This is a genomic window from Drouetiella sp., assembly GCF_059504425.1.
The window spans coordinates 111,436-132,993 of record NZ_JCACIN010000097.1 but is presented as its reverse complement, the minus strand read 5'-3'; the positions used below and the strand labels follow the sequence as shown (position 1 = coordinate 132,993).

The 21,558-nt window shown below is 49.8% G+C and carries 22 protein-coding genes; 10 read left to right on the top strand and 12 right to left on the bottom strand.

The genetic code is table 11. The features are described from left to right. Positions 1-8 precede the first annotated feature (8 nt). Positions 9-743, bottom strand: coding sequence for a type II toxin-antitoxin system HicB family antitoxin (locus AC5JMP_RS23170; RefSeq protein ID WP_495853867.1), 735 nt, complete (start codon positions 741-743; stop codon positions 9-11). A 977-nt stretch (positions 744-1,720) separates the two neighbouring features. On the opposite strand from AC5JMP_RS23170, the gene AC5JMP_RS23165 reads away from it, so the two are divergent. Together AC5JMP_RS23165 and AC5JMP_RS23160 are read left to right on the top strand one after the other, a co-directional pair. Next, entirely contained in the window at positions 1,721-1,975 is a 255-nt protein-coding gene (locus tag AC5JMP_RS23165) for a hypothetical protein (protein WP_495853866.1), read from the top strand. A 102-nt stretch (positions 1,976-2,077) separates the two neighbouring features. Further along, positions 2,078-3,058, top strand: coding sequence for a hypothetical protein (locus AC5JMP_RS23160; RefSeq protein WP_495853865.1), 981 nt, complete (start codon positions 2,078-2,080; stop codon positions 3,056-3,058). A gap of 112 nt (positions 3,059-3,170) precedes the next feature. Here AC5JMP_RS23160 and AC5JMP_RS23155 read toward each other — a convergent pair whose 3' ends face one another. Both AC5JMP_RS23155 and AC5JMP_RS23150 read right to left on the bottom strand, forming a co-directional pair. Then, positions 3,171-3,341, bottom strand: a complete 171-nt coding sequence (locus tag AC5JMP_RS23155; RefSeq protein WP_495853864.1) for a hypothetical protein — start codon at positions 3,339-3,341, stop codon at positions 3,171-3,173. A gap of 282 nt (positions 3,342-3,623) precedes the next feature. Then, positions 3,624-3,965 carry a hypothetical protein gene (locus AC5JMP_RS23150; protein ID WP_495853863.1) on the bottom strand — a complete coding sequence of 114 codons (342 nt, stop codon included), beginning with the start codon at positions 3,963-3,965 and terminating at the stop codon, positions 3,624-3,626. 486 nt (positions 3,966-4,451) lie between these two features. Between AC5JMP_RS23150 and AC5JMP_RS23145 the strand changes: the two genes are divergently transcribed. Continuing rightward, the gene (locus AC5JMP_RS23145; RefSeq protein WP_495853862.1) at positions 4,452-6,008 is read left to right on the top strand and encodes a N,N-dimethylformamidase beta subunit family domain-containing protein; all 1,557 of its coding nucleotides are present in this window, start codon (positions 4,452-4,454) and stop codon (positions 6,006-6,008) included. Between the two features lie 2 nt (positions 6,009-6,010). Here AC5JMP_RS23145 and AC5JMP_RS23140 read toward each other — a convergent pair whose 3' ends face one another. The 3 genes from AC5JMP_RS23140 to AC5JMP_RS23130 form a co-directional block, all read right to left on the bottom strand. After that, complete coding sequence (locus AC5JMP_RS23140; protein ID WP_495853861.1) at positions 6,011-6,265, bottom strand: hypothetical protein; 255 nt, start codon at positions 6,263-6,265, stop codon at positions 6,011-6,013. 114 nt (positions 6,266-6,379) lie between these two features. Continuing rightward, positions 6,380-7,564, bottom strand: coding sequence for a M20 family metallopeptidase (locus tag AC5JMP_RS23135; protein ID WP_495853860.1), 1,185 nt, complete (start codon positions 7,562-7,564; stop codon positions 6,380-6,382). Positions 7,565-7,625: 61 nt separating this feature from the next. Continuing rightward, positions 7,626-7,943, bottom strand: coding sequence for an ArsR/SmtB family transcription factor (locus AC5JMP_RS23130; RefSeq protein WP_495853859.1), 318 nt, complete (start codon positions 7,941-7,943; stop codon positions 7,626-7,628). A gap of 209 nt (positions 7,944-8,152) precedes the next feature. Here AC5JMP_RS23130 and trxA point away from each other — a divergent pair, with 209 nt between their 5' ends. The 3 genes from trxA to rsmH all read left to right on the top strand — a co-directional run bounded on the left by trxA (position 8,153) and on the right by rsmH (position 10,781). Beyond that, positions 8,153-8,524, top strand: a complete 372-nt coding sequence (trxA, locus tag AC5JMP_RS23125; RefSeq protein ID WP_495853858.1) for a thioredoxin — start codon at positions 8,153-8,155, stop codon at positions 8,522-8,524. Positions 8,525-8,732: 208 nt separating this feature from the next. Further along, positions 8,733-9,830 (top strand): alkene reductase, encoded by a 1,098-nt coding sequence (locus tag AC5JMP_RS23120; protein WP_495853857.1) that lies wholly within the window; start codon positions 8,733-8,735, stop codon positions 9,828-9,830. Between the two features lie 36 nt (positions 9,831-9,866). Next, positions 9,867-10,781, top strand: a complete 915-nt coding sequence (gene rsmH / locus AC5JMP_RS23115; RefSeq protein WP_495853884.1) for a 16S rRNA (cytosine(1402)-N(4))-methyltransferase RsmH — start codon at positions 9,867-9,869, stop codon at positions 10,779-10,781. Between the two features lie 222 nt (positions 10,782-11,003). On the opposite strand, the gene AC5JMP_RS23110 is transcribed toward rsmH, so the two are convergent. Beyond that, positions 11,004-11,597, bottom strand: a complete 594-nt coding sequence (locus AC5JMP_RS23110; protein ID WP_495853856.1) for a phycobiliprotein lyase — start codon at positions 11,595-11,597, stop codon at positions 11,004-11,006. 138 nt (positions 11,598-11,735) lie between these two features. On the opposite strand from AC5JMP_RS23110, the gene AC5JMP_RS23105 reads away from it, so the two are divergent. After that, positions 11,736-12,599, top strand: coding sequence for a pentapeptide repeat-containing protein (locus tag AC5JMP_RS23105; protein WP_495853855.1), 864 nt, complete (start codon positions 11,736-11,738; stop codon positions 12,597-12,599). Here the strand turns inward: AC5JMP_RS23105 and AC5JMP_RS23100 are convergent. Together AC5JMP_RS23100 and AC5JMP_RS23095 are read right to left on the bottom strand one after the other, a co-directional pair. Next, positions 12,596-12,808 (bottom strand): hypothetical protein, encoded by a 213-nt coding sequence (locus AC5JMP_RS23100; RefSeq protein WP_495853854.1) that lies wholly within the window; start codon positions 12,806-12,808, stop codon positions 12,596-12,598. The genes AC5JMP_RS23105 and AC5JMP_RS23100 overlap by 4 nt on opposite strands. Before the next feature lie 312 nt (positions 12,809-13,120). Beyond that, the gene (locus AC5JMP_RS23095) at positions 13,121-13,777 is read right to left on the bottom strand and encodes a HEAT repeat domain-containing protein (RefSeq protein ID WP_495853853.1); all 657 of its coding nucleotides are present in this window, start codon (positions 13,775-13,777) and stop codon (positions 13,121-13,123) included. Between the two features lie 212 nt (positions 13,778-13,989). Here AC5JMP_RS23095 and AC5JMP_RS23090 point away from each other — a divergent pair, with 212 nt between their 5' ends. Continuing rightward, positions 13,990-15,117: a site-2 protease family protein gene (locus AC5JMP_RS23090; RefSeq protein WP_495853852.1), complete on the top strand. Its 1,128-nt coding sequence runs from the start codon at positions 13,990-13,992 to the stop codon at positions 15,115-15,117. A gap of 192 nt (positions 15,118-15,309) precedes the next feature. Here AC5JMP_RS23090 and ribBA read toward each other — a convergent pair whose 3' ends face one another. Further along, positions 15,310-17,094: a bifunctional 3,4-dihydroxy-2-butanone-4-phosphate synthase/GTP cyclohydrolase II gene (gene ribBA / locus AC5JMP_RS23085; RefSeq protein WP_495853851.1), complete on the bottom strand. Its 1,785-nt coding sequence runs from the start codon at positions 17,092-17,094 to the stop codon at positions 15,310-15,312. A gap of 589 nt (positions 17,095-17,683) precedes the next feature. Between ribBA and argC the strand changes: the two genes are divergently transcribed. Beyond that, complete coding sequence (gene argC, locus AC5JMP_RS23080; protein ID WP_495853850.1) at positions 17,684-18,742, top strand: N-acetyl-gamma-glutamyl-phosphate reductase; 1,059 nt, start codon at positions 17,684-17,686, stop codon at positions 18,740-18,742. Positions 18,743-18,759: 17 nt separating this feature from the next. Here the strand turns inward: argC and AC5JMP_RS23075 are convergent, their stop codons facing one another. After that, complete coding sequence (locus AC5JMP_RS23075; protein ID WP_495853849.1) at positions 18,760-19,686, bottom strand: LysR family transcriptional regulator; 927 nt, start codon at positions 19,684-19,686, stop codon at positions 18,760-18,762. After that, positions 19,652-20,596 (bottom strand): LysR family transcriptional regulator, encoded by a 945-nt coding sequence (locus AC5JMP_RS23070; protein WP_495853848.1) that lies wholly within the window; start codon positions 20,594-20,596, stop codon positions 19,652-19,654. The genes AC5JMP_RS23075 and AC5JMP_RS23070 overlap by 35 nt, the downstream gene beginning before the upstream one ends. Positions 20,597-20,960: 364 nt before the next feature. Here AC5JMP_RS23070 and AC5JMP_RS23065 point away from each other — a divergent pair, with 364 nt between their 5' ends. Then, on the top strand, positions 20,961-21,245 hold the full coding sequence (locus AC5JMP_RS23065; protein ID WP_495853847.1) for a hypothetical protein: 285 nt from the start codon (positions 20,961-20,963) through the stop codon (positions 21,243-21,245). The last annotated feature ends 313 nt before the right edge of the window (positions 21,246-21,558 follow it).

Below are 21,558 nucleotides of genomic sequence, written 5' to 3'. Positions count from 1 at the left end.
TGCTTTACCTAAATATACACTGAGTCAGAAATATCCCGGGATACATCAATTCCCTGATAATCAGCAGATTTTGCCGCTTTTACAGTCTCAACGGACTTTATTTCCTTACCTTGAGTCTGTTGGACAACTGCATTATCTTTTGTGAGGGATTGGAAGAAAGTCAAAACGGCGATTAAAAAGTCTGACATTTGCTCAGGCTCCTCGACATTCAAAGCCGGATGGAGGTCTTCGACATCGAGCCAGAGTTTTTCTAAGCTCTGAATGAGCTGCATCGTAGAGTCAAAATCCCTGTTCTTCAAATAGGGACTCACAACCTGAATAAGTTCTGCAAACTTAGTGGATTCTTCTACCAAGGGTTGCAGAGAGAGGGTACGGTCTGTTCTAGCGCCAAGCGATTGCTTCGTCTTGTTATTTAGCTCTTCTCTTGCCGCTTCGCTCAAGACAGCCTCTGTCCAGGCATTAACACTCTGATCTTTTAACGAAGCAGCTAGATAGATCTCTCGATGAATTTCTGGAGTTGTCCGAAACAGATACTTTCCTGGAAAAGGCTTAGCGGGTTCTTTTCCCAACTTGCTGCAAAACTCAAGATAGGCATCAATTGATTTACGAAATTCCTGCTCAACGGCCTTAAAGGTTTCTCCTTCAAAAGGAATTTCGTCTGCAATATCAAGAACCTTACCAAGTAGCTTCCCGGTTTCTTGATTGACATCAACCTTTGCTTTGTATCCTCTATATTGCAGCATAATTCTTAGTTACTGAATGGCTCAATTCCAATAGAGATCAAGAAGTTCCGAATACTCTCGACCATGTACTGGCTTATATAAAATTCATCCACTGAACGGGGTAAAATAACTACCCGATGGGTACTTCCTTGCATCGCTGAAAAGCAAATTCTCTCATTAGTCACTAGAGTCATTGCTCTAGGACATACTGTGAAAGTGTTCATCAAGCTCAGCACATCAGTCCAGGGAATTTCTGGCGGGTTCGAGTAACAAAAAATAGCGCGCAAAATCTCTTGGTGTTCATGATTAAATTCGGGGTAGACGCACATTGATGCTCTGAATGCTGAAGTTTAGCCGGATCGACTCCGCTAGGCTGGCTTTTCTAATCTGAAAATGACCTAGGGCAGGACTAACAGTGCTCACTAATTAAAGCTCTGTTAAATACCCCGCTCCGCGCTAAATAGAAGCATTTAGCCCGATCGCCATGCCTGACCAGAAGCCGACCCACAAAAGACCCTCACATCGTAACTCGATATGCCATCGCCGCATCAAAACATAGCATTAAGAGGAAAAGCTTTTCAAAAAGCGTTTTACCCTGAATGCGATCGCGTTTGACGACTGCTGGCGCGTGGCTGTCGATTTAGGATGTGCCTAAACTTTCAGCAATTCTGCCACGATATCAACTAAAGATATCAATGTCAACTGTAGTTCATCTAAAGTTCACAGAAATTTCATACCTTCGCATTTTTCAACTGAGATAGCTCTTCATCCTCATTAAAGATTAGCGGATTTTACAGATCTCTCTTCACGCTTACCTCATCCACACCATCTAGTATCACTTATAGATATATCTTTAGGCTACTTGCAGAATAATCCTTAAGCTATTAATATCTTATTATGATATCAAACAGCGATCGCCAGTGAGGAGAGTAGGTTGCCTTTCGGTGAATTCGCTAAGCCATCTATATTCACTTATCTCTACAAGGTAGATCATGTTCATGCCATCCAAATTTCCAGTCACGGTACAAATGTTTCCGATCCCGGCTCTTGGCAAAGTAGACCAAGCCATTACGGTCGCCAACGACAAAGTTAGAGTCAAATTTCAAGGATCTCTCTGGGGTGCTGAGATTTGGCAACCATCCAGCCGAGCTTCTGCTTCCAGGTCATTGCTCCCCAGTGAGCAGGTTTGGGTGATCGGTCGAGTGGGGTTGACGCTTTTGGTGCAACCCTATGGAAGCGTGCCGCCCAGTTAGGGGATACGTTCCTGACCTCATCTTGAAATGCCTCACCTGAAACCATTTCACGTTGTGATACCAACGTCTAGACAGCACTTGTTAAAGCCGGGAGTTCCTGATATGACTCTATCTCAAGCTAAATGCACTCCGTCCTCTCATGGCAGTCGATCGCCTCATCCCAGTCCAGAAGCGAACTCAGAAGCCGAGCTTTATGTTCCTGATTTTACGCAGTTCCCCGCTGCTTTCCCTCCGCCTGATCGGCATCGTGTTCGCAGAATCACGTTGGCTGTGCTGCTAACCCTGGGCGTTCTGATGTTTTTAACTGCAATAATTATTCATTCAACTCTAGTCACCCAGGCAGACGTAGCGCAGCAGAAAAGAGCCGATCAGCAAGAGATGCTTAGCCGCATTAACTCTTTGGAAAAAGCGGGGGGCGAGGAGAATTATAGGGACTGTATCACCCATGCCAAAACACTGCTTTTGACCGCCAATCTGTCGAGTCTAGTTCATATGCAGACAGAAGCGGTGCTTAAAAAATGCCAGACTCAGATCAAGGCTCAGATAGAGATTAAGGACACTGAACTCCTGGAAAGAGCGAACCAAGCAGCAGCTAAAGACCAGTTGAAAAATGCGATCGCCTTGGCGAGTCAAGTAGAAGGAAAGCATCGGCTTGCCGCACAGGAGTTGATTAGCCAATGGTCGGGGCAAATTCTGACCCTCGCGGAAGATGCCTATGAAGGAGGAAACTTAGACAATGCGGTAAAGATGGCAAGGGCGATCGCTCCCGACAATCTTTTGTACGAGACTAGCCAAACAAAAATTAAGCTCTGGAATCAAGACTGGGCTATGGATGCTGCTAAATGGAAAATGGCAGATACAGCGATGAAAAATAACCAGATCGAAACCGCGCGTAGCCATATCAAGCACCTAATGGCTAGTCATAATCCCTACTGGCAACGGGTTGCATATCAGCTTCAGGCAAATGTTGATCAGCTTCAAATCCATCGTGAATCCAGCTTGAGGACAAGCGTTTTAACCTGGATGATTATTATTATCGGCGGTTGGGGCTGGCTGAGCTGTTTTCGAGGACACAGGGCATAGGAGAATTTGCAGACACAGAATTCCCAATAGCAGAATTTGCGCTAGAGACGTTGTTTCTAGCGCAAATTCTGCTATTGGGAAAGAATGCCTAAAGCTTTAGTATTCAGAAATTTTAGTACAAACCTAACCAAGACAATAGCCCCTGACCCGTAGCATATTCGATCGCCAGAGTAGCAACAAAGCCAATCATAGCCGCACGACCATTCAGGCGCTCAGCATAGGAACTGAAGCCAAACTTGGGTTCTTCTAACTTGGGAGTAACGGAAGGAGATTTGGTGGTCATGGCATCAGGTTACAAAACTTTACTCTATGCTAACGCATGGAAAGGTCAACTCCTAAATAAAGTTCTGCTGATATGTAGCGCTACGCGCTCAGATCTAATGAGTTATTTTTTGAGAGCTGCGCTCCGCGCAGCTCTCAAAAAATAACTCGTCCTAACTCAATTACGTAATGCTACGGCAACCACTAAAGCGGTTAGGACGTGGACATTTTGGGTGGGGCGCTAAGCGCCCCACCCAAAATGTCCGAAGTAAACTGGCGACAGCTATAAAGAGTAGACAGAAGCTCAGACTACGCTGAATCTTGGATCATTTTTGAGGGTGGTAGGTTGAAACTCCATCGCCCATTGAATTAATTCTGCTGAGATTTGCGTTTCAGATTGACAGAGTAGGGCAGTGTAGCAGACTTTTTGCTTGACGACGATCGCCCGGTAGTCCTTAGCATGAACGATGACATGGCGAAATCCCTCTAACTTGATGGAGGAAGTGAGCAGCGACTGTAGACCCAACGCCTGAAAAATAGTCTGTACCCAGCTCACATCACTGCTCTCAGTTGAGGTGAGATATTCTTTAGGCAAACCGCTGATATCAAAAATTGCTGCACCAATAATGAGTTTGGAGTAAGACACGTCGGCTCACGGCGAATGGGACTGAATCAGAGAATTTTGACAGATGAAAGGTGAAAGATCAGCAGCGATCGCATTGGGATCAGGATATTTCAGCTATTTAACTTTTGCAAGAGATAATACGCCTCCAGTCAATACAACCTGATAAAGTAAGTTTAAAAATCCGTTGGGTAAATGACGACCGTAGGATTTCGGGCGTTTCTGATTTTATGCGTGAATTTTTTTGAAAGGGGCGTAAAGCGCCCTTTTCAAAAAAATTCATAGCCAGATCAAGCCATGCCAAATTTCGCTCTTATTCGATTGAGCGTTGACTAAATATTCCTACAGCAGGGCGGAATGCTGGAGAAGTGGAGGGTTTTAGTCATTTTGTCTATTTTAATTAACTTGCTTAGAGCGCTGATGAGGACGATCGATCGAGTATTCACTCAACTATTAAAAAGTTCATCGCTATACCATTCTGTAAAAGTCTGGAGAAGCCGCTATTTTTTAGTGGTTCTCATCACGTTTCTGCTGATTATTAGCCTTTTCAGCGTTTGGGTCAAAGCTCAATCATTGCAGTCTTCAGTTTTGCAGCCTTTAGTCAATTCGATCATTTTAGAAAATCAGCAAGAAGGCAGTGAAAAGTGGTCGCTTACTGACCCGGCAAGACATCGAGAAATTGAGGGATATGCTTCTTTAACTAGCGTTGATCAGGGGGGCAAAATCAAGCTATTTGTCAATACAGTATCACCGAGTTACGCGATCGAAGTTTTTCGGATGGGCTGGTATGGCGGCAGGGGCGGACGAAAAATGATGGAGGCGATCGATCGTCCTGGTACCCGCCAGTTTATTCCAACTATTCCATTAAGTAATGATTTGGGCAATCTAGGCGACTGGACGGGTCTATTTAACCTGAATAATCCTATGGAATGCGACTGGCAAGATCCCTATGTTTTGCAGATTCCAGACGACTGGACAAGCGGCTTTTATCTAGCAAAGCTGACGGCAAACAGCGGCAAGCAAAGCTACATCATTTTTGTGGTGAAGGAACATCGCCCTTCAGATTTTTTGTTTCAATCTAGCGTCACGACCTATCAGGCTTACAACAACTGGGGCAGCAAGTCACTTTATGAGTGGAATAGCCGAGGACGACAGGTTTCCAAAGTCTCTTTCAATCGCCCTTACGCTATTAGCCCCAACCCAGATGCTGCCTATGGCGTGGGGGCTGGCGAGTTTTTGACTAATATTCAGCCGCCTAGCCACACATTTAGCGCAGGCTGGGAATATAACATGGTGCGATGGCTAGAAAAGGAAGGTTACGATGTCACCTATGTTACTGATATTGATACTCATGCTGACTCAGAGCTACTTTTTTCCCATCGCGTCTTTCTCACAGTTGGGCATGATGAGTATTGGTCTTGGTCAATGCGTCAGAACGTCGAGGCAGCGAGAGATAGGGGTACAAGCTTAGGATTTTTTTCGGCAAACACCTGCTACTGGCAAATCCGTTTTGAAAATAGCAAAGTGAATGGGGAAATCAACCGGACAATTGTTGCTTACAAAGAGCGATCGGTTCGCGATCCTTTTATGCAGGACACGATAACAGATAACGATCGCCAAGTGACGACCCGCTGGCGGCAATCCCCGGTGAGCTTACCTGAAGCGGCTCTCATGGGGGTTATGTATCAAACCGATCCAGTGCTAGCAGATCTGAATTTCGCACCGACTTCGCCTGACTGGGTGCTGGCAAACACGGGCTTAAAACCGGGCGATACGTTGCCAGGGCTTTTGGGCTATGAGGTCGATCGCATGACGGCTGCCAGTCCGGATGGAACCGTAGCGATCGCCCATTCTCCCTACATCTATCGCGGAAAAACACGCTATGCCGATACGACGGTGTACGAGGCAAAAAGCGGAGCGATCGTCTTTGCCACTGGATCAATTCAATGGAGCTGGGGGCTAGATGACTATAATGTGCCGCAGCTTCGCCCCTCTTATCGCAATGAAGCAACGCAGCAGGTCACGCGCAACATTCTGGCACGGCTGGCTAAACGGGAAGTCAAGTGAGCCTAGAGATCGGCGGGTGTATCGGGCGCAACTTCAATCCCACCTTCTTGCAATACTGTCTGCTGAGCGGTGATCAAATCACTCAGCTCGGTAATATGAATGCCCATGCGATCGCCCGCTTCTTGAAGCGCCTGGTAAAATCTAGCCGTGTCTTTATCGTAGCCACAGAGTTCTGCCGTTACGTCAACACCCTGCTTGGCGTTTGCCTTGGCGCAATCAATTAGGTCTAAACCTTGGAGCGGTTGAGGGGCAGACATCAGGTTAACCTCTTCTAGGAATTACTTTTCTAGGCTAGAGGTTATGAATTTCTACAGCATCCGTCTGAGGAATAGCTTTTAGCGGGTCAGCTGAGTCTAGTTAGCCAAGCTTAGTTAGCCAAGCTCAGTTAACCAATACTTGTAGGCAGCATATGCCATAGTGACAACCCCAGCAACGATCGCCTGTTCATTGACCTGAAATTGAGGGTGATGCAGCGGATAGTTGGGCTGATTGGTAAAGCCTACGCCTAGGCGGAACATGGTGCCTGGGGCATGATCCAGGTACAGCGAAAAATCTTCGCTTCCGAGAGAAGGTTCCAGCAGAATCTGGACGCGATCGCCACCCCAAGCCTCTTGCGCCGCTGTTTCCATAATTTGCGTTAAAGCCAGGTCATTTTGTACTGAAGGCACGCCCCGGCGATAGTTTAGCTCGTACTTTGCGCTGTAGGTTTGGCAAACTTGCGCCACAATATTTTCAATCCAGTCGGGTAGGAGGGCACTGGTTTCGGGATGGAGCGATCGCACGGTGCCCAGCATTCGCACCCGATCGGCAATCACATTGGGGGCGCGTCCACCCTGAATTTGTCCGATCGTTAGCACCACCGGGCGCAGCGGATTTTGGGTACGGCTGATAGCTTGCTGGAGGGTGGTAACTACCTGGGAAGCGATCCAGATGGCATCGATCGCCTCATGGGGACGTGCGCCATGCCCGGATTCTCCGAGGATAATCAGCTCCAGATCGTCGGCAGCGGCGGTCAGCGCTCCATAGCGAATGCCGATCGAGCCGCCAGGAATCGTAGGAAAAACATGGGCGGCAAAGATGGCGTTCACGTCTTTCATCACGCCATCTTTGATCATCCAGCCTGCGCCCTGTGCTGTTTCCTCAGCAGGCTGAAACAAGAAGCGAATATTGCCGGGTAAGGGTTCGCCGAGCTGCGACAAAACCATCGCCGTGCCCAGCGCCACGGTCGTGTGAACATCGTGACCACAGGCATGCATAATTCCAGGTTGGTGCGAGGCAAATTCTAGTCCCGTGCGTTCCTGAATCGGCAGTCCATCCATGTCGGCACGAATGGCAAGTCGCCGCTGATCTTTGCCTGCCCCCTCAAGTTCTCCCACTACGCCTGTTTTGCCCACTAGCTCTTGCACATGCAGCCCACAGGAAGACATCACACCTGCGACATAGGCAGCAGTCTGATATTCTTGACCGCTTAACTCTGGGTGGCTATGAATGTGACGACGAATTTCAATCAGGCGCGGCGAGAGCTTGACGGCGATATCTTTGATGCGGCTGAGCATGAGGGGCGATCGGATGAAGGGTTGTTAACCCATGATAAAAGGGCTGCTAAGTCCCTAGCCTTCATTTTGGCTCTACTAAGCTAGCAAAACAGGTTGCTAACAGCGCTTGATTGAGGCGATAGTAACGGGTTTGCCCATCTTTGCGCGTATAGACCAGACCCGATTCCGCCAAAATTTTGGAATGGTGGCAGAGCAAAGCCAGACTAATTTCGGTCTGATTGGCAATTTCCGAACTGCTGAGTTCGCCCTGGAGGGACAAAAGCTCGACAATGCCTAGCCGGGTTGGGTCAGCAAGGGAGGCAAAGATTTTTGCCCGCTGCTCGGTATCGCTTTTATCGATCGCATCTACAAAAGCTGATTTAATCTCGTGACCAGACATAAAAGTTTCTAAATAAAGAATTAAAGATTTGAACTGTACTCCCATTCTAGGGGCGTTCTCGGTTGAAATTGCCAAATACTGAAATAGTTAAATAACTACTTGACTTTTATAGTAAATCGGTCTAGGATGAAGTTCAAATGGTTGTTTAACTATTTCACTGCGTCAACAACCTCTAGGCAAACAACTTCTAGAACTTTAGAGGTGCTTTTATGAACTCTACATCTATGGACTCGACATCGGTTATCACCCTTACAGAGGCTAACTTCCAGCCTGAGGTATTGTCTAGTTTGCAGCCCGTTTTGGTTGATTTTTGGGCACCTTGGTGTGGGCCTTGTCGCCTGATTGCTCCCATTGTTGAGTCTTTGGCGGCGGACTTTGCAGGACAGGTGAAAATTGCCAAGCTGAATATCGATCAATTCGATCGCCTTGCTACTCAGTATCAGGTTCAGGCAATTCCGACCTTGCTGATCTTCAAAGACGGTCAAGTTGTGGATGAAATTGTCGGGGTTGTGCCTAAAGCGGAGCTGGCTAAAAAATTAAGTTCTGTCCTAGCGTATCAGCCCGCTTCTCAAGCAGCCTAGTTTTTAAGTAACTTGCGCGATGTGCGACTTGGTCTGAAAGCCTTGTAGGATGGGCATCTTGCCCGTCCGAATCTAGGCAGGCAAGATACCTGCCCCATGTAGATCAAGAGCTTTAGAAAAAGAGTCGCACATCGCGTTAACTTAGCTTTTCAGACAAACGATTTTCAGACAAACGATCGCCCTAATCCATTACCCCATCTAAATTTTTATGACTTCAGATCTCTTCTCTCCTGTCAAGCTCGGTCGCTACGAGTTGTCCAACCGGATTGTGATGGCTCCTCTCACCCGCAATCGGGCAGGCGATGGCAATGTACCGAGAGAACTCAACGCCGAGTATTATGCGCAGCGTGCCTCTGCTGGGCTAATTGTGGCTGAAGCGACGCAAATTTCTCCCCAAGGGTTGGGCTATCCGCTGACGCCAGGAATTCACTCTGCGGAACAAATTGCAGGCTGGAAGCTGGTGACGGCTGCTGTTCATGCGAAGGGCGGTCGCATCTTCCTCCAGCTCTGGCATGTGGGGCGGATTTCTCATCCGTCTTTGCAGCCTAATGGTGAACTGCCCGTTGCGCCCAGCGCGATCGCCCCTCAAGGCATGGCAAGCACTTTTACAGGCGAGCAGCCGTTTGTCACGCCCCGCGCTTTGGAGCTTGATGAGATTCCTGGCATTATTGAGGATTACCGTCAGGCTGCTGAGAACGCTTTGGCGGCGGGATTTGATGGCATAGAAGTCCATGGGGCAAACGGCTATTTGCTGGATCAGTTCTTGCAGGATGGTTCTAATCACCGGACGGATGCCTACGGCGGCTCGATCGAGAATCGCGCTCGGCTGCTGCTGGAAGTGATGGAGGCGGTGGTTGGTGTGTGGGGAAGCGATCGCGTCGGCGTGCGGCTTTCGCCTGGCGGTACGTTTAATGACATGGCAGATTCCAATCCGACGGCACTGTTTAGCTATGTAATCGAAGCGCTGAATCGCTTTGATCTCGCCTACCTCCACTTGGTTGAGCCTCGCTGGGTGAGCGATACGCCAGAGACAGATCTGGCTGCTTTGACAACTAGCGCTTTTCGCCCCATCTACAGCGGCACATTGATCGCGGCAGGTGGATTCGATCGCGATCAAGGCAATGCGGTGATCGCGGAAGGCAAGGCAGATCTAGTTGCCTACGGGCGGCTGTATATCTCGAATCCTGATCTGCCGGAACGCTTTGCGTCGAATGCCTCGCTAAATCCCTACGATCGCTCTAGTTTCTATGGGGGCGATGAGCGGGGATATACCGATTACCCAACGCTTGCCTTGCAAACTGCCTAACGTTAGGGTGAGAAGGTAGAACCTGAAAACTCTGTGATAGAACCTGCCGATCAAGCTGCTGCTCAAGCTGACTTACTCGTTGAGCCACCCGACCTATTTGCCCATATTCCTGTGCTTAGCCGTGAGCTGCTCGCGGGGCTAGCGGTGCAGCCTGGTGGACATTATTTGGATGCGACGGTGGGTGGCGGCGGACATAGCAGCTTGATTTTGGCGGCTTTTCCGGATGTGAAGCTGACGGCGATCGACCAAGATGAGCAGGCGATCGCGGCTTCTGCGCTGAAGCTGGCGGAGTTTGGCGATCGCGTTCGTTTTTTTCATACCAACTTTGCTGAGTTTGATCCGGGTGATCAGCTGTTTGATGGCATCATTGCAGATCTGGGGGTGAGTTCGGCTCAGTTTGATTGGGGCGATCGTGGCTTTAGCTTTCGCCATGCGGCTCCTCTGGATATGCGGATGAATCAGCAGCAGGATCTGACGGCTGAAGAGGTGATTAATACTTGGGATGAGGTGGAGCTGGCGCGGATTTTTTACACCTATGGCGAGGAGCGGCTTTCTCGTAAGATGGCTCGACGAATTGTGGAGAAGCGTCCGCTACACACGACGACGGAACTAGCAGAGCTGATTTTTTATTCGGTGCCCCATTCCTATCGGTATGGGCGGATTCATCCGGCGACGCGGGTGTTTCAGGCGCTACGAATTGTGGTGAATCGGGAGCTGGATGTGTTGGAGGCTTTTATTCAACGGGCACCACATTGGCTTCAATCAGAAGGGCGGGTTGGCATTATCAGCTTTCACAGCTTGGAGGATCGGATCGTGAAGCATAGATTCAGGGAGTCTGAAATGCTGCGGGTGCTGACGAAGAAGCCGGTTGTGCCAACGGAGGAGGAGATTAGGGATAATGGGCGATCGCGATCGGCGAAGCTGCGGATTGCAGAGCGTTGTGTGAAATAGCGTTTTTGTGGGCGCGCCTGCAAAATGTTTCTGCCCTAACATCTGTGGCTATGGCCATAACAGCTTTGAACAGCCAACAGCCTTGGGGGTCTCCCCCAAACCCCCGGCAGGGGACGGGCACGTCCCCCACACCCCCTCTGCATGAGAGAGTAGATAAGCGGCATGGGTCGCTTTGCATGGGTGGGGCGATCGGGCGTTAGTCAAATCGAAAATTCTAAGCCTCTAGATGAGAGCTGCTGCCCTAACTGCGTTGTGCTGAATCATCTGGGCGAGGTCTGTGTCTGTAACCCAGCGCCGTTCAGAACAGTAGGTCATGAGGTAGATGCCGTTTGCCATGCGTACGGTGCTGACGCGGACTCGAAAGTCGTCGGTGATGAACCAGCAGCGCTCTTGTCCTTGGCTGTTGTCGTAGTCGGTGTCGATCGTCAAGATGCCGTCTTTGCCAAACCAGTAGCGGCTGACGACGGGGATTTTTTCGACGTAGCCTTGGTTGCGAAGCAGTTTGCCCGATCGCCCTGTCTGATCATCGGGTACATCTACCAGCACGGCTGCTTTGTCTGGGTCGGGTGCTTGGTCGCTAGGATGGGGTTGCCACATGAAGCTGGCTCCGCCTCTGGCGCTAGTGGGGTCGATGTTTTGGGGTTCGCAAATTTGCTGAATCCGATCGTCATCTGCTGTCACCATGCCGACATAGAGTTTCGATTCTCCTGACTCGTCTGCCACAGTGTCAAAATGATGCACGGTGCGCTGAGTAAACCAAACTCCTTCGCTCTTTTGGAAGAATTCCATCATGGTCATGGGCTGGGCAATCGACATAATCTTCCCTCTGTTAGCAGGTCATGGAAACACCTCGCTGATGCCTGTGGGTTCACCTGTGGGTTTACGAAACAAGCAGGTAGCGCACGGTACAATATTCGCAAATAATATTTGCTCATAATACCGCGATCGCCCCTCATGCCCAGCCCCCTTAAACTCAATCAAGCCCTTCTAGGTCAGGAGTCTCAGAAAATACCCGAAGCAGTCTTGGCGATCCTTGAAGTGCAGGGTGCGCTTAGCCAAGCCAATCTCAGCCAGGTCGATCTGTATCAGTTCAACTTTGGCGGCGTCGATCTGCAAAAAGCTAATTTGCATCAGGCGATTTTGGTTCGAGCTAGGCTTAGTCAAGCGGATCTGAGTCACGGAGACTTGAGTGCTGCCGATTTGCGGGGAGCTGATCTAGGTAAGGCGCTGCTGACCTACGCCAATTTACAGGGAGCTTGCCTGTATCGGGCGAATCTTTGCGGAGCCGATTTTAGCAGCGCCGACTTAACGAATGCCAAGTTGCAGGGAGCTAGGTACGACAGCCAGACTCGCTTTCCAGAAGGATTTGCCTATAAATCCTGTGGGGCGATCGGGCCTTCTGCCAACTTAAACGGTGCCCCGCTGAATACGGCTAACCTGCGCTGTGCCGATTTGCAGGGCGCTAATCTCCTGGGGGCGTACCTGGGCGGAGCTGACCTGACAGGAGCCAATCTGTGGGGTGCGCGGCTTACCCATGCTGACCTGCGCCGTGCCTGGTTGACGGGGGCGTTTCTGCGTCAAGCGCGGCTCAATGGCGCTAACCTTGCCGGAGCAGACCTACGAGCTGCCGATCTAACGGAAGCTGAGTTTGAACAGTTTGAAAGCATTGCTGGAGCCGACTTTAGCCAGGTGCAGGGATTGAGTCCAGAGATGCGATCGCGTCTCCTCAGCCACCCTGAACAACAGCTCAATACGCCTCATCCTCTGACTTGCCAAACAACAAGAGAGAGCTTGCTAGAGAGCGAAGTCAGGAGCTAAGGCTCAGACTTGACAGATTCCCAATTCTTTTTGAGGAGCGCCATAAAGGTGGCAATGCCCTTGGAGAAATCTTGTGGGTCAGGTAAGGCATACTGCGGGAATTCTTCGTAGGGTCGCCATGGCTCTGAAGGATTGTGCCGTAGGTGCAGAATGCGATCGGAACCTTCTAGTTTCCAAAGCATTTGTCCGCTGGGGGAAGTCTCAGACATGGTTTCTCTCCTATCGTATAAATAACAATATCGAGTGTCTCTGAATTGACCTGCCTTAAATTCGTTTGCAGCAGGTTCCTGATTTTGGCAGTTTATGGGCTAGGTTCTGTAAAGAAAGTTACAGAATACTAGACAAATTTGTCTAGTTATGCACCTATACACCTGCGATCATAGAATTCCCAGCAGGAGCGTGCTACCCCCACAAGGGGTACTGTTCAAAGTTTTTGGGCAGAACTGTGCTCTACATAAAATTATTTCAAGGTAGAAAATTAAGAGCGTCATTAAATGGGCCAAACCTCAGGCTGCTAAGACTCAAAGCAGATTTTCCATAGCTGCCCCAACAACTCTGTGATCGGGGTCTTGCCTCAGCTCTATCAGCGCCTTTTTGGCTTCAGGCTGATCAAAATGCTTTAGGGCATAGGCAACCCGCACCCGCAGATATTCAGCGCCAGAGTTTTTTAAGTCAAGAAGCTGTGCTAAGGCAGCACTCTCTTGACGAGTGTTGACTAATGCCCCGATCGCATCAATAGATGCCTCCTGGACAGCAGCATCTTCTCCTGCTAAACCCAAACTGCAAACTTCTAGAACTTCTTCAGGACACTCTAGCTCCACAAGAGCCGCCAAAATACTGCGCCGCAGCAGCCAGTGTTCATCTCTAAAAAATGCCTCAACCAGATGAGAGGCAGAGACTCTGCCAAACAGAGAGAGGGAGTTAGCAGCTTCTGCCCGCACGTTGGGCGTGTTGTCGAACTTCATGATGTGCAGCAACGCAGCAAAAGAGTCTGAGGTTTTCTGTCGCCCTAATTCTCTAGCAATGAATGTTCGCACCAGAAATTCTGGATCTTGCATATGCTGAGTCAGGATAGGAACGGCAACCTCCGGAGCGTAATCTTTGAGGGCAGAGATTGCCTTCAGCCGATAGTGGAAATCTGAGTTTTGCAGGTCGGTTTCAATCTGGTTGAGATGCATGCAAGCAACCTATAGATAGTTTAAATAGTTCTCTCACTCTAAATCCGAAGATCCTCTCTGTATATGCAGCATATGCTGCCCCGTCCTAGTTCAAGCGGGAACTAGAAGTATGCTTTACAAAATATAGGCAAGGGCGGCTATCTCTATCAATTGACAGCTTAAAAATGAATCATGCTTCGTTACGATGAATCTATGCACAGGAGGTCAACGGTATGAATGGCAGCCTACGGGTCGGAAGTTTATTTGGCATCCCTTTTTATGTGAACCTATCCTGGTTTTTAATCTTGAGTCTAATCACTTGGGATTATGGCAACCAGCTTGGGCTTTCGTTCCCTACTTTGGGAGCATCTGCGTGGGTTTTGGGATTGGTTGCAGCTTTGCTTTTATTTACCTCGGTTTTGGCACATGAGCTAGGACATAGCTTTGTTGCAATTCGGCAGGGCATTCCTGTCAACTCTATTACGCTATTTCTGTTCGGCGGTTTAGCCAGTTTGGGGGAAGAGTCGAAAACGCCAGCCGGAGCTTTTTGGGTGGCGATCGCTGGCCCTCTAGTCAGCCTCTTGCTCTGGGGCAGTCTTACGGCTGCCAGCACTTTTTCTGGGATCACGGGCGCTGGAGCAGCGGTTCTTAGCTTGGTTGCTTCTATTAACTTGGCGTTAGCGCTGTTTAACTTACTTCCCGGTCTGCCTCTGGATGGTGGGAACGTGTTGAAGGCGATCGTCTGGAAGATTACAGGCAAGCCTTACAAAGGCGTTGCATTTGCCAGCAAGACAGGTCAGTTTTTGGGTTGGGTTGCCATTGGGTTGGGTGTCCTGTATATGCTGGGCATCAGCAATATAGGCAGCATTTGGACGCTGTTGGTGGGCTGGTTTCTGTTGCAGAACGCCGATCGCTATGCACAGGCAGCCAGCATTCAAGAGCAAATGAGTGGGCTGACGGCAGCGGATGCGATTATTCCTAACAGCCCCATTATTTCTCAGGAACTGCTCCTTCGAGAGTTTGCCAATAATTACATCATTGGCAGCGCAGCAGAGTGGCGGAAGTATTTGGTCACCAATCCGCAGGGACATCTGGTAGGCGAAATTCCTGTTGACGCTTTAAACGGCATTCCCACAAATGAATGGTGGAGTGTCAAAGTTAGTGAGCTAATGCAGCCTGCGCCTCAAATCGAAACGGTTGATTCAGACCAGCCTCTGCTGGAAGTTGTGACTCTTTTGGAAGAAAAGCAGCTTGCGGCTCTGGCAGTTTTGAAAGAAGGAGCGTTGATGGGCATGATTGAGAAAAGCTCAATTCTTCAGCTTTTGCAAAAGCGATCGGAAGCCAAACTAGCTAACGTCTAGATTGGCTAGGTCTAGCTAGACCTAAAAGTCCCTTTACTTCAGCGCTGCCCGGTGGGTGGCGCTGAAGTTTTTAGGCATTGCCAAATCTGGGCATGAATTTTTCTGACAGGGGGTGCAGAGCACCCCCTGTCAGAAAAATTCATACATAAAACCAGCAACGTCAGCTCTTTAAATCTCTTGCAAACAGTAGGCTTAATCTGGCGGCGTATGCTTAGAGAATACATAAATCCGTTGAGTTTCAAGCTGATGACAGGCATCGGAAGGCTTGAAACTATCGGGTGTTTTATCGAGACTAAAGATTTGGCGATCGAGCTGTACCTGCAAATTTGCTAACGGATCGCCTCCTGCCGAAACCAAAAACTCTAGCTGCTCTACCGATTGCCAGCCCGCCAACGCATCAAGAATTTGGGCGATCGCCTTAATATGAGGATGCGCTGGATCTTGGTACCAGTCTGCTGCGGCAACTCCAGGCTGATCCAGTCCTAAATGAAAAATCAGCGAGGCTTTGCTAAACAGCGCTGTTGCCAGAGGTCGAGCATCTTCTTGCAGCAGCAGATCGAAATCTTTTGCCAGATGCCGAATTTTTTCTAGCCGCTCGTAACGTTCGGCAATAGCTTCATTATTGGTGGAGCTAACAGGTGCTTCACCTTGCTCTAAATCAGCTTCCGGTCGCCACGCGATCGCCACCGTTACTAAGTAAGTACGCAGCAGCAAATGCCCCATCTTTTCGGCTTTGGTTGCCAGGTAATCCACATTGTATGAAGTAGCTTCGATCAGCAAGGGGACGCGATCGACCATTTCTAGGTCATAGCCCTTGAGTCCAGCAATCTTGCGGGGATTGTTAGTAATCAGGGAAAACTTTTGTACGCCTAAGTCATTGAGAATTTGCGCCCCCACACCATAGTTGCGCTGGTCAGCCGGGAATCCCAGCCGCTCGTTTGCTTCGACGGTATCCAGCCCCATATCTTGCAGCGAGTAGGCTTTTAGCTTGTTAATTAGCCCAATGCCGCGCCCCTCTTGCCGCAGATAGACGACCACGCCCTGTCCGGCATTCTCGATCATTTTCAGCGCCGCCTGAAGCTGCATTCGGCAGTCGCAGCGCAGCGACCCTAATGCATCTCCCGTCAGACATTCAGAATGCACCCGTACCATAATCGGCTGATCCTTGAAGCGATCGGGGTTGCCTTTGACGATCGCCAAATGTTCTGAGTGGTCGAGCAAATTGCGGTAGGCATACACCTGAAACTGACCAAATTCGCTGGGCATTTGGGCGATCGCCTCTCGCTGCACAAACCGCTCGTGCTGAAGCCGATAGCTGATCAGGTCGGCAATGCTGATTAGCTTCAAGCAGTGCTGCTTAGAATATTGAATTAATTCCGGCAGCCGCGCCATCGATCCGTCCGGGTTCTGAATTTCACAGATCACCCCAGCCGGATACAGACCCGCCATCCGCGCCAGATCAACCCCGGCTTCGGTATGTCCTGCCCGCTTCAAAACGCCGCCCTGCTTGGCGCGTAGCGGAAAAATATGTCCGGGGCGACGCAGATCGTTGGGCTTGCTGTTAGAGTTAATGGCAATCTGAATCGTGCGGGCGCGATCGTCAGCGGAGATGCCCGTGCCCACTCCCAGGTGATAGGCACCATCAATGCTGACCGTAAATGCCGTCTGCTCGTTGCTGTCTTCAAAGTTGTGGCTATTCACCATCAGCGGCAAATCTAGCTCATCCAGGCGATCGCCCGTCATAGCTAGACAAATCAGCCCCCGCGCCTCAACCGCCATAAAGTTGATCATGTCAGGAGTGGCGAACTGTGCCGCACAGATGACATCGCCTTCATTTTCGCGGTTTTCGTCATCCACCACTACGATCGATCGTCCTGCCTTCAGATCGGCTAGCGCTGCATCGATCGAATCAAATTGGAAGGGCAACTCTGAGGATTGAGAAGATATCGTGTCATCTGCGTGTTGAAGCGGTTCCACAAGAAAAGCCCAGGTAAAATGTCTAGCGAATCAGTTTAAAGAAAATCAGTTTAGAGGATGGAAGTGAAAATTGCGACCCGAACCGCCCCCTTTTCTTGCTTGCCGCAGGCGCTAGACCCCAATTCGGGAGAATTTAGCGTCTGTTTGTGCAAAGCACGTAGCCAGTTCTTGTTCAAAGTCCTCCAGAGTTAGGGTTGAGGGGCGAATGCAGCACATTTGATACTTTTCAGATCACCTCTTCGGTCAATTGGAGCTGGCGGAAGCCCAAGCGTCTGAGATGGAAGCGATCGGATCAGCCTTTTTTTGAAGTATCTTTTCTAGAATTTTGAAGTATCTTTTTTAGAAGTCTCTTCTCTCAAATCCTAGCGCTTCTTGATAATGACGACCCAGCCGATAGCGGAGAGAAACCGCAGAATAAGAAGCTTCAGACTAAAATGCAGTTTTCAGGTTGTTCTAGACTAGCTTTTGTATTTTTATAGGGCACACCTATAGACGGGATCAACAGGTTCCCTTATTGTATTTCTACTCAAATCTTTTGTATTTTCCACTAGACTTTTTGCAGTTCAAATTTTAAGCGTGGTACACCATCATGGGCGATTCAGGACTTGTGCCAGTAGGAATTGTGGGAGCTTCGGGCTACGGGGGCGTACAGTTGGTTCGTCTGCTGCAAGATCACCCCAATCTAGAGCTGGTGTATTTGGGCGGAGATAGTAGCGCTGGAAAACCGTATTCTGACCTCTACCCTCATCTGAGCCATAAGCCAGGACTGATGATTGAGGCGATCGATCTTGACCAAATTGCCGATCGCTGTCAGGCGGTTTTCCTATCCATGCCCAATGGTTTAGCTTGCGATATGGCTCCTAAGCTGCTGGCAAAGGGCTGCAAGGTATTGGATCTCTCTGCCGACTACCGCTTTACCGATTTGAACATTTACGAAGCCTGGTATGGCAAAGAACGCACCGATCGCGACATTGCTGAGACAGCGGTGTATGGCTTGCCGGAGCTATACCGCGATCGGATTGCCACAGCCCAGCTGATCGGCTGTGCCGGATGCCACTGCACCGCAAGTTTGCTGGCGTTGTCTCCCCTGCTGAAACAGGGCTTGATTATTCCAGAGAGCGCCATTATTGACTCTAAGACAGGCACTTCTGGCGGCGGACGCAAAGCTGCCGTCAATATGCTGCTGGCCGAAGCCGACCAGTCAGTGGGGGCTTACGGCGTGGCTCGTCACCGTCACACACCCGAAATTGAGCAGGTGTGCAGCGAATTGGCGGGACGTGAGGTGCTTGTCCAGTTCACACCCCATCTGATCCCTATGGTGCGCGGCATTCTCTCAACCGTTTACGCCACTCTCCGCGATCCCGGACTGGTGCGAGACGACTTGCTGACGATTTTCCAGGCATTTTATCGGGCTTCGCCTTGGGTGAAAATTTTGCCCAGCGGCGTGTATCCCCAAACCAAGTGGGTGACGGGTACTAACCTCTGTATGATTGGCATTGAGGTTGATCCCCGTACCGATCGCGTCATCGTCATGTCTGTCATTGACAACTTGATGAAGGGTCAGGCGAGTCAGGCAATTCAGTGTCTTAACATTATGATGGGCTGGGACGAAACCCTGGGTCTGCCGCAGCTAAGTTTTTATCCATAGATTCATGTTTGGAAAAGCTAGCTGACCGATCGCAGAGGCAGCTGCGCCACGTTATCCGATCGTCCCATCTGCTGAAGCTGATTCAAAAAAGCATAAACTGCGGGTGGGTGCTGAGCATCCGCCAACACCGCAACGCCAATCACTCGCTCTAGCGGATCGGGCAGAGTGCGGATTTGAATCCGGGGCGAAATCGGTTCGGCAGCTAGCCGCGACATGATGGTAAACCCTAAACCTTGTTCCACCATGCCTAAGATCGTCGAGTCTTCTCGCACTTCATAGGTGGGGCTAAGCGATCGCCGAAGTCGTGCATAGTAGTTATTAATAATCGCGCGGCAACAGTCGTTTTCGGTCGGCAAGATCAGCGGATAGGTTGCCAGATGATCCCAGGTAATTGGGTCATGGGCAATTGTCCAGTCGGGCGGCAGCAGCACTACATATTCGTCGCGGAGCAATTCCCAAGTCTCGAACTCAGGGGCAGTGGGCAGCAGGGTCAGACCCAGATCGATCTGTCCCGATCGCAGAGCAGCTTCAATTTGAACACAATGCTGAAAGTCGCGTAGAATGACCGCGATCGCTGGAAAGGCTTTTTGAAACTGCACCATGACTTTGGGCAGCAGATGGGTGGCAGCGCTGCGAAAGGCGGCAATGCGCACCTGTCCGCCCTGCAAGCTGCGAGTCGCTACCGCCTCTTTGCCCACATTGTCGATCGATCGCAAAATATCCTGGGCGTGAGTCACAATGCGTTCGCCTACAGGAGTTAAGGTTGCGCCATGTCGCCCTCTGGCAAACAGGACAACGCCTAGCTCTGTCTCTAAAGCCGCGATCGCGTGGCTGACCGCAGATTGGGACACATTCAGCAGCAGCGCCGCCTCGCTGAAGTTACCGCACTGCGCAGCAGCCGTCAGGGATCTAAGCTGGTGTAACTTGATGTTTTCGAGATTCATCGCTTCCCTCCGTAATGAGCTGACCCGATCGCCGCATCTCCCTTAGCGTATCCAAAAAGGCGTAGACTGCGGGTGGCTGGGCGGCGTTTGCCAGCGTCGCAACGCCAATAACTCGCTCTAGCGGCACGGGTAAAGGTCGCGTCTGTACGCCCGTCGGCAGCGGCTCTGCGGCAAGACGCGGCAGCATAGATATCCCCAACCCCTGCCGCACCATGCTGACGATCGTTGAGTCTTCTCGCACCTCATAGGCAGGCTTCAGGCTTTGCTCCAGACTGCCAAGATGCTGCTGAATTTGCGATCGGCAGGTGTCATCCTCCGGCGGCAAAATCAGCGGGTAGCGAGATATCTGTCCCCAAGTAGGCGCATCGGGCACTTTGTAGCGGGGCGGAAAAATCACAATATACTGATCCCGCAATAGCTCCCAGGATTCAAACTCTTCGCTGAGGGGGAGTAAGGTAATGCCGATGCCTACTCGCCCCTCGCGCAACTCCTGCTCAACCTGAGCACCGCCCGAAAACTCGTTGATGGTGAGGGCGATCGCCGGATAGCGCTGATGAAACTGGGCAATTACGCCGGGTAAAACATGGGTTGCTACGCTGCGAAAACAGGCTAATCTGACCTCTCCGCCTTCTAATCCCCTGACGATATTGGCTTCTTTGCCCATGCTTTTCAAGAGTTGCAGCATTTCTTGAGCGAGCTTGAGAATGCGCTCTCCTGCCGGGGTCAAGGTTGCGCCATGCCGTCCGCGCGAAAACAACGTGATGCCTAATTCCTCCTCTAGGGTGGCGATCGCATGACTAATTGCCGACTGAGATAAAGCCAAGCTCAGCGCCGCCTCACTAAAGTTGCCATACTCTGCGACCGCCACCAAAGCCCGCAACTGCGATAGTTTGATGCCTTCTAAGTTCATCGGTTTAGGGAGAAATGGGAGCTGAAGCGCAATCCAATTCACTAACATTGCCTTAGTTAATACCCTCATGATTGTGCCGCAGATAGCCGATTCACCCCAGCCTATTTGTATGAATTTTTTTCATAGAAGCGATGAACGTTACCTTTTGAAACTTATGGGTAAAGTTTCTATATTGAATAGGTGAACATTCAGTAAGCAGTTTTAGGTTCTAGTTTAGGTTTCAAAAACCAACCCCAAGCTTGAGTGAAATGATTATTTGAAATAAGAGTTTGTCTAGGCAATCACTTATTTCTAGTCATTAAGGCTCCCCTGATATTTAAGGGTGAAAAATGCTGAAGCATCTTAAATTTTAGGAGAAAAGACCATGAAGACCACATCGTATCTATCTAACAGCCCTTTCCAAACAGCTGGAAACTCTACATCCAATTCGGCTGGCGGCTCAGAGTCCGTAACATCAAAAATTGGAAATCTCATTGGCAACCTCTGGAACGCCATTACAGTTGTCAATGTTGACCCACAAATTCGTCAGGAATACGATCGCCAAGGCAATTTACAATGGCGCGTTTTCGACCCAATCACAGCCAAATCTCGATTCTTTGATTCTGAAGATGATGTGTGTGCTTGGTTGGAACAGCGTTACTATGCATAATTAGCACGATGTCTAGTTAAGGCATCGGAAAATGCAAGTTTAGAAAATCTATAAGCTGTTCTGAAGTTTGTTCAGACACAAAATTTCAATGCTCTTGTAGGGCATTGAAATTTTGCAGATCTATGCTAGTGGCTAACCTGACGGTGCTTATGTTGACGCAGATAGCCGATCAGTTGATCTAGAAGAAAGGGGGCAAAGCCCGATATAAGCTTTTATTGTGTGGTAGGTTTGATTCCTCACACCTTTCCGCTTTTTTGAGGTCAACCTTTGCCTCGCTCAGCTTTTAACCATTTTTGCCAGTCAGGGCGATCGC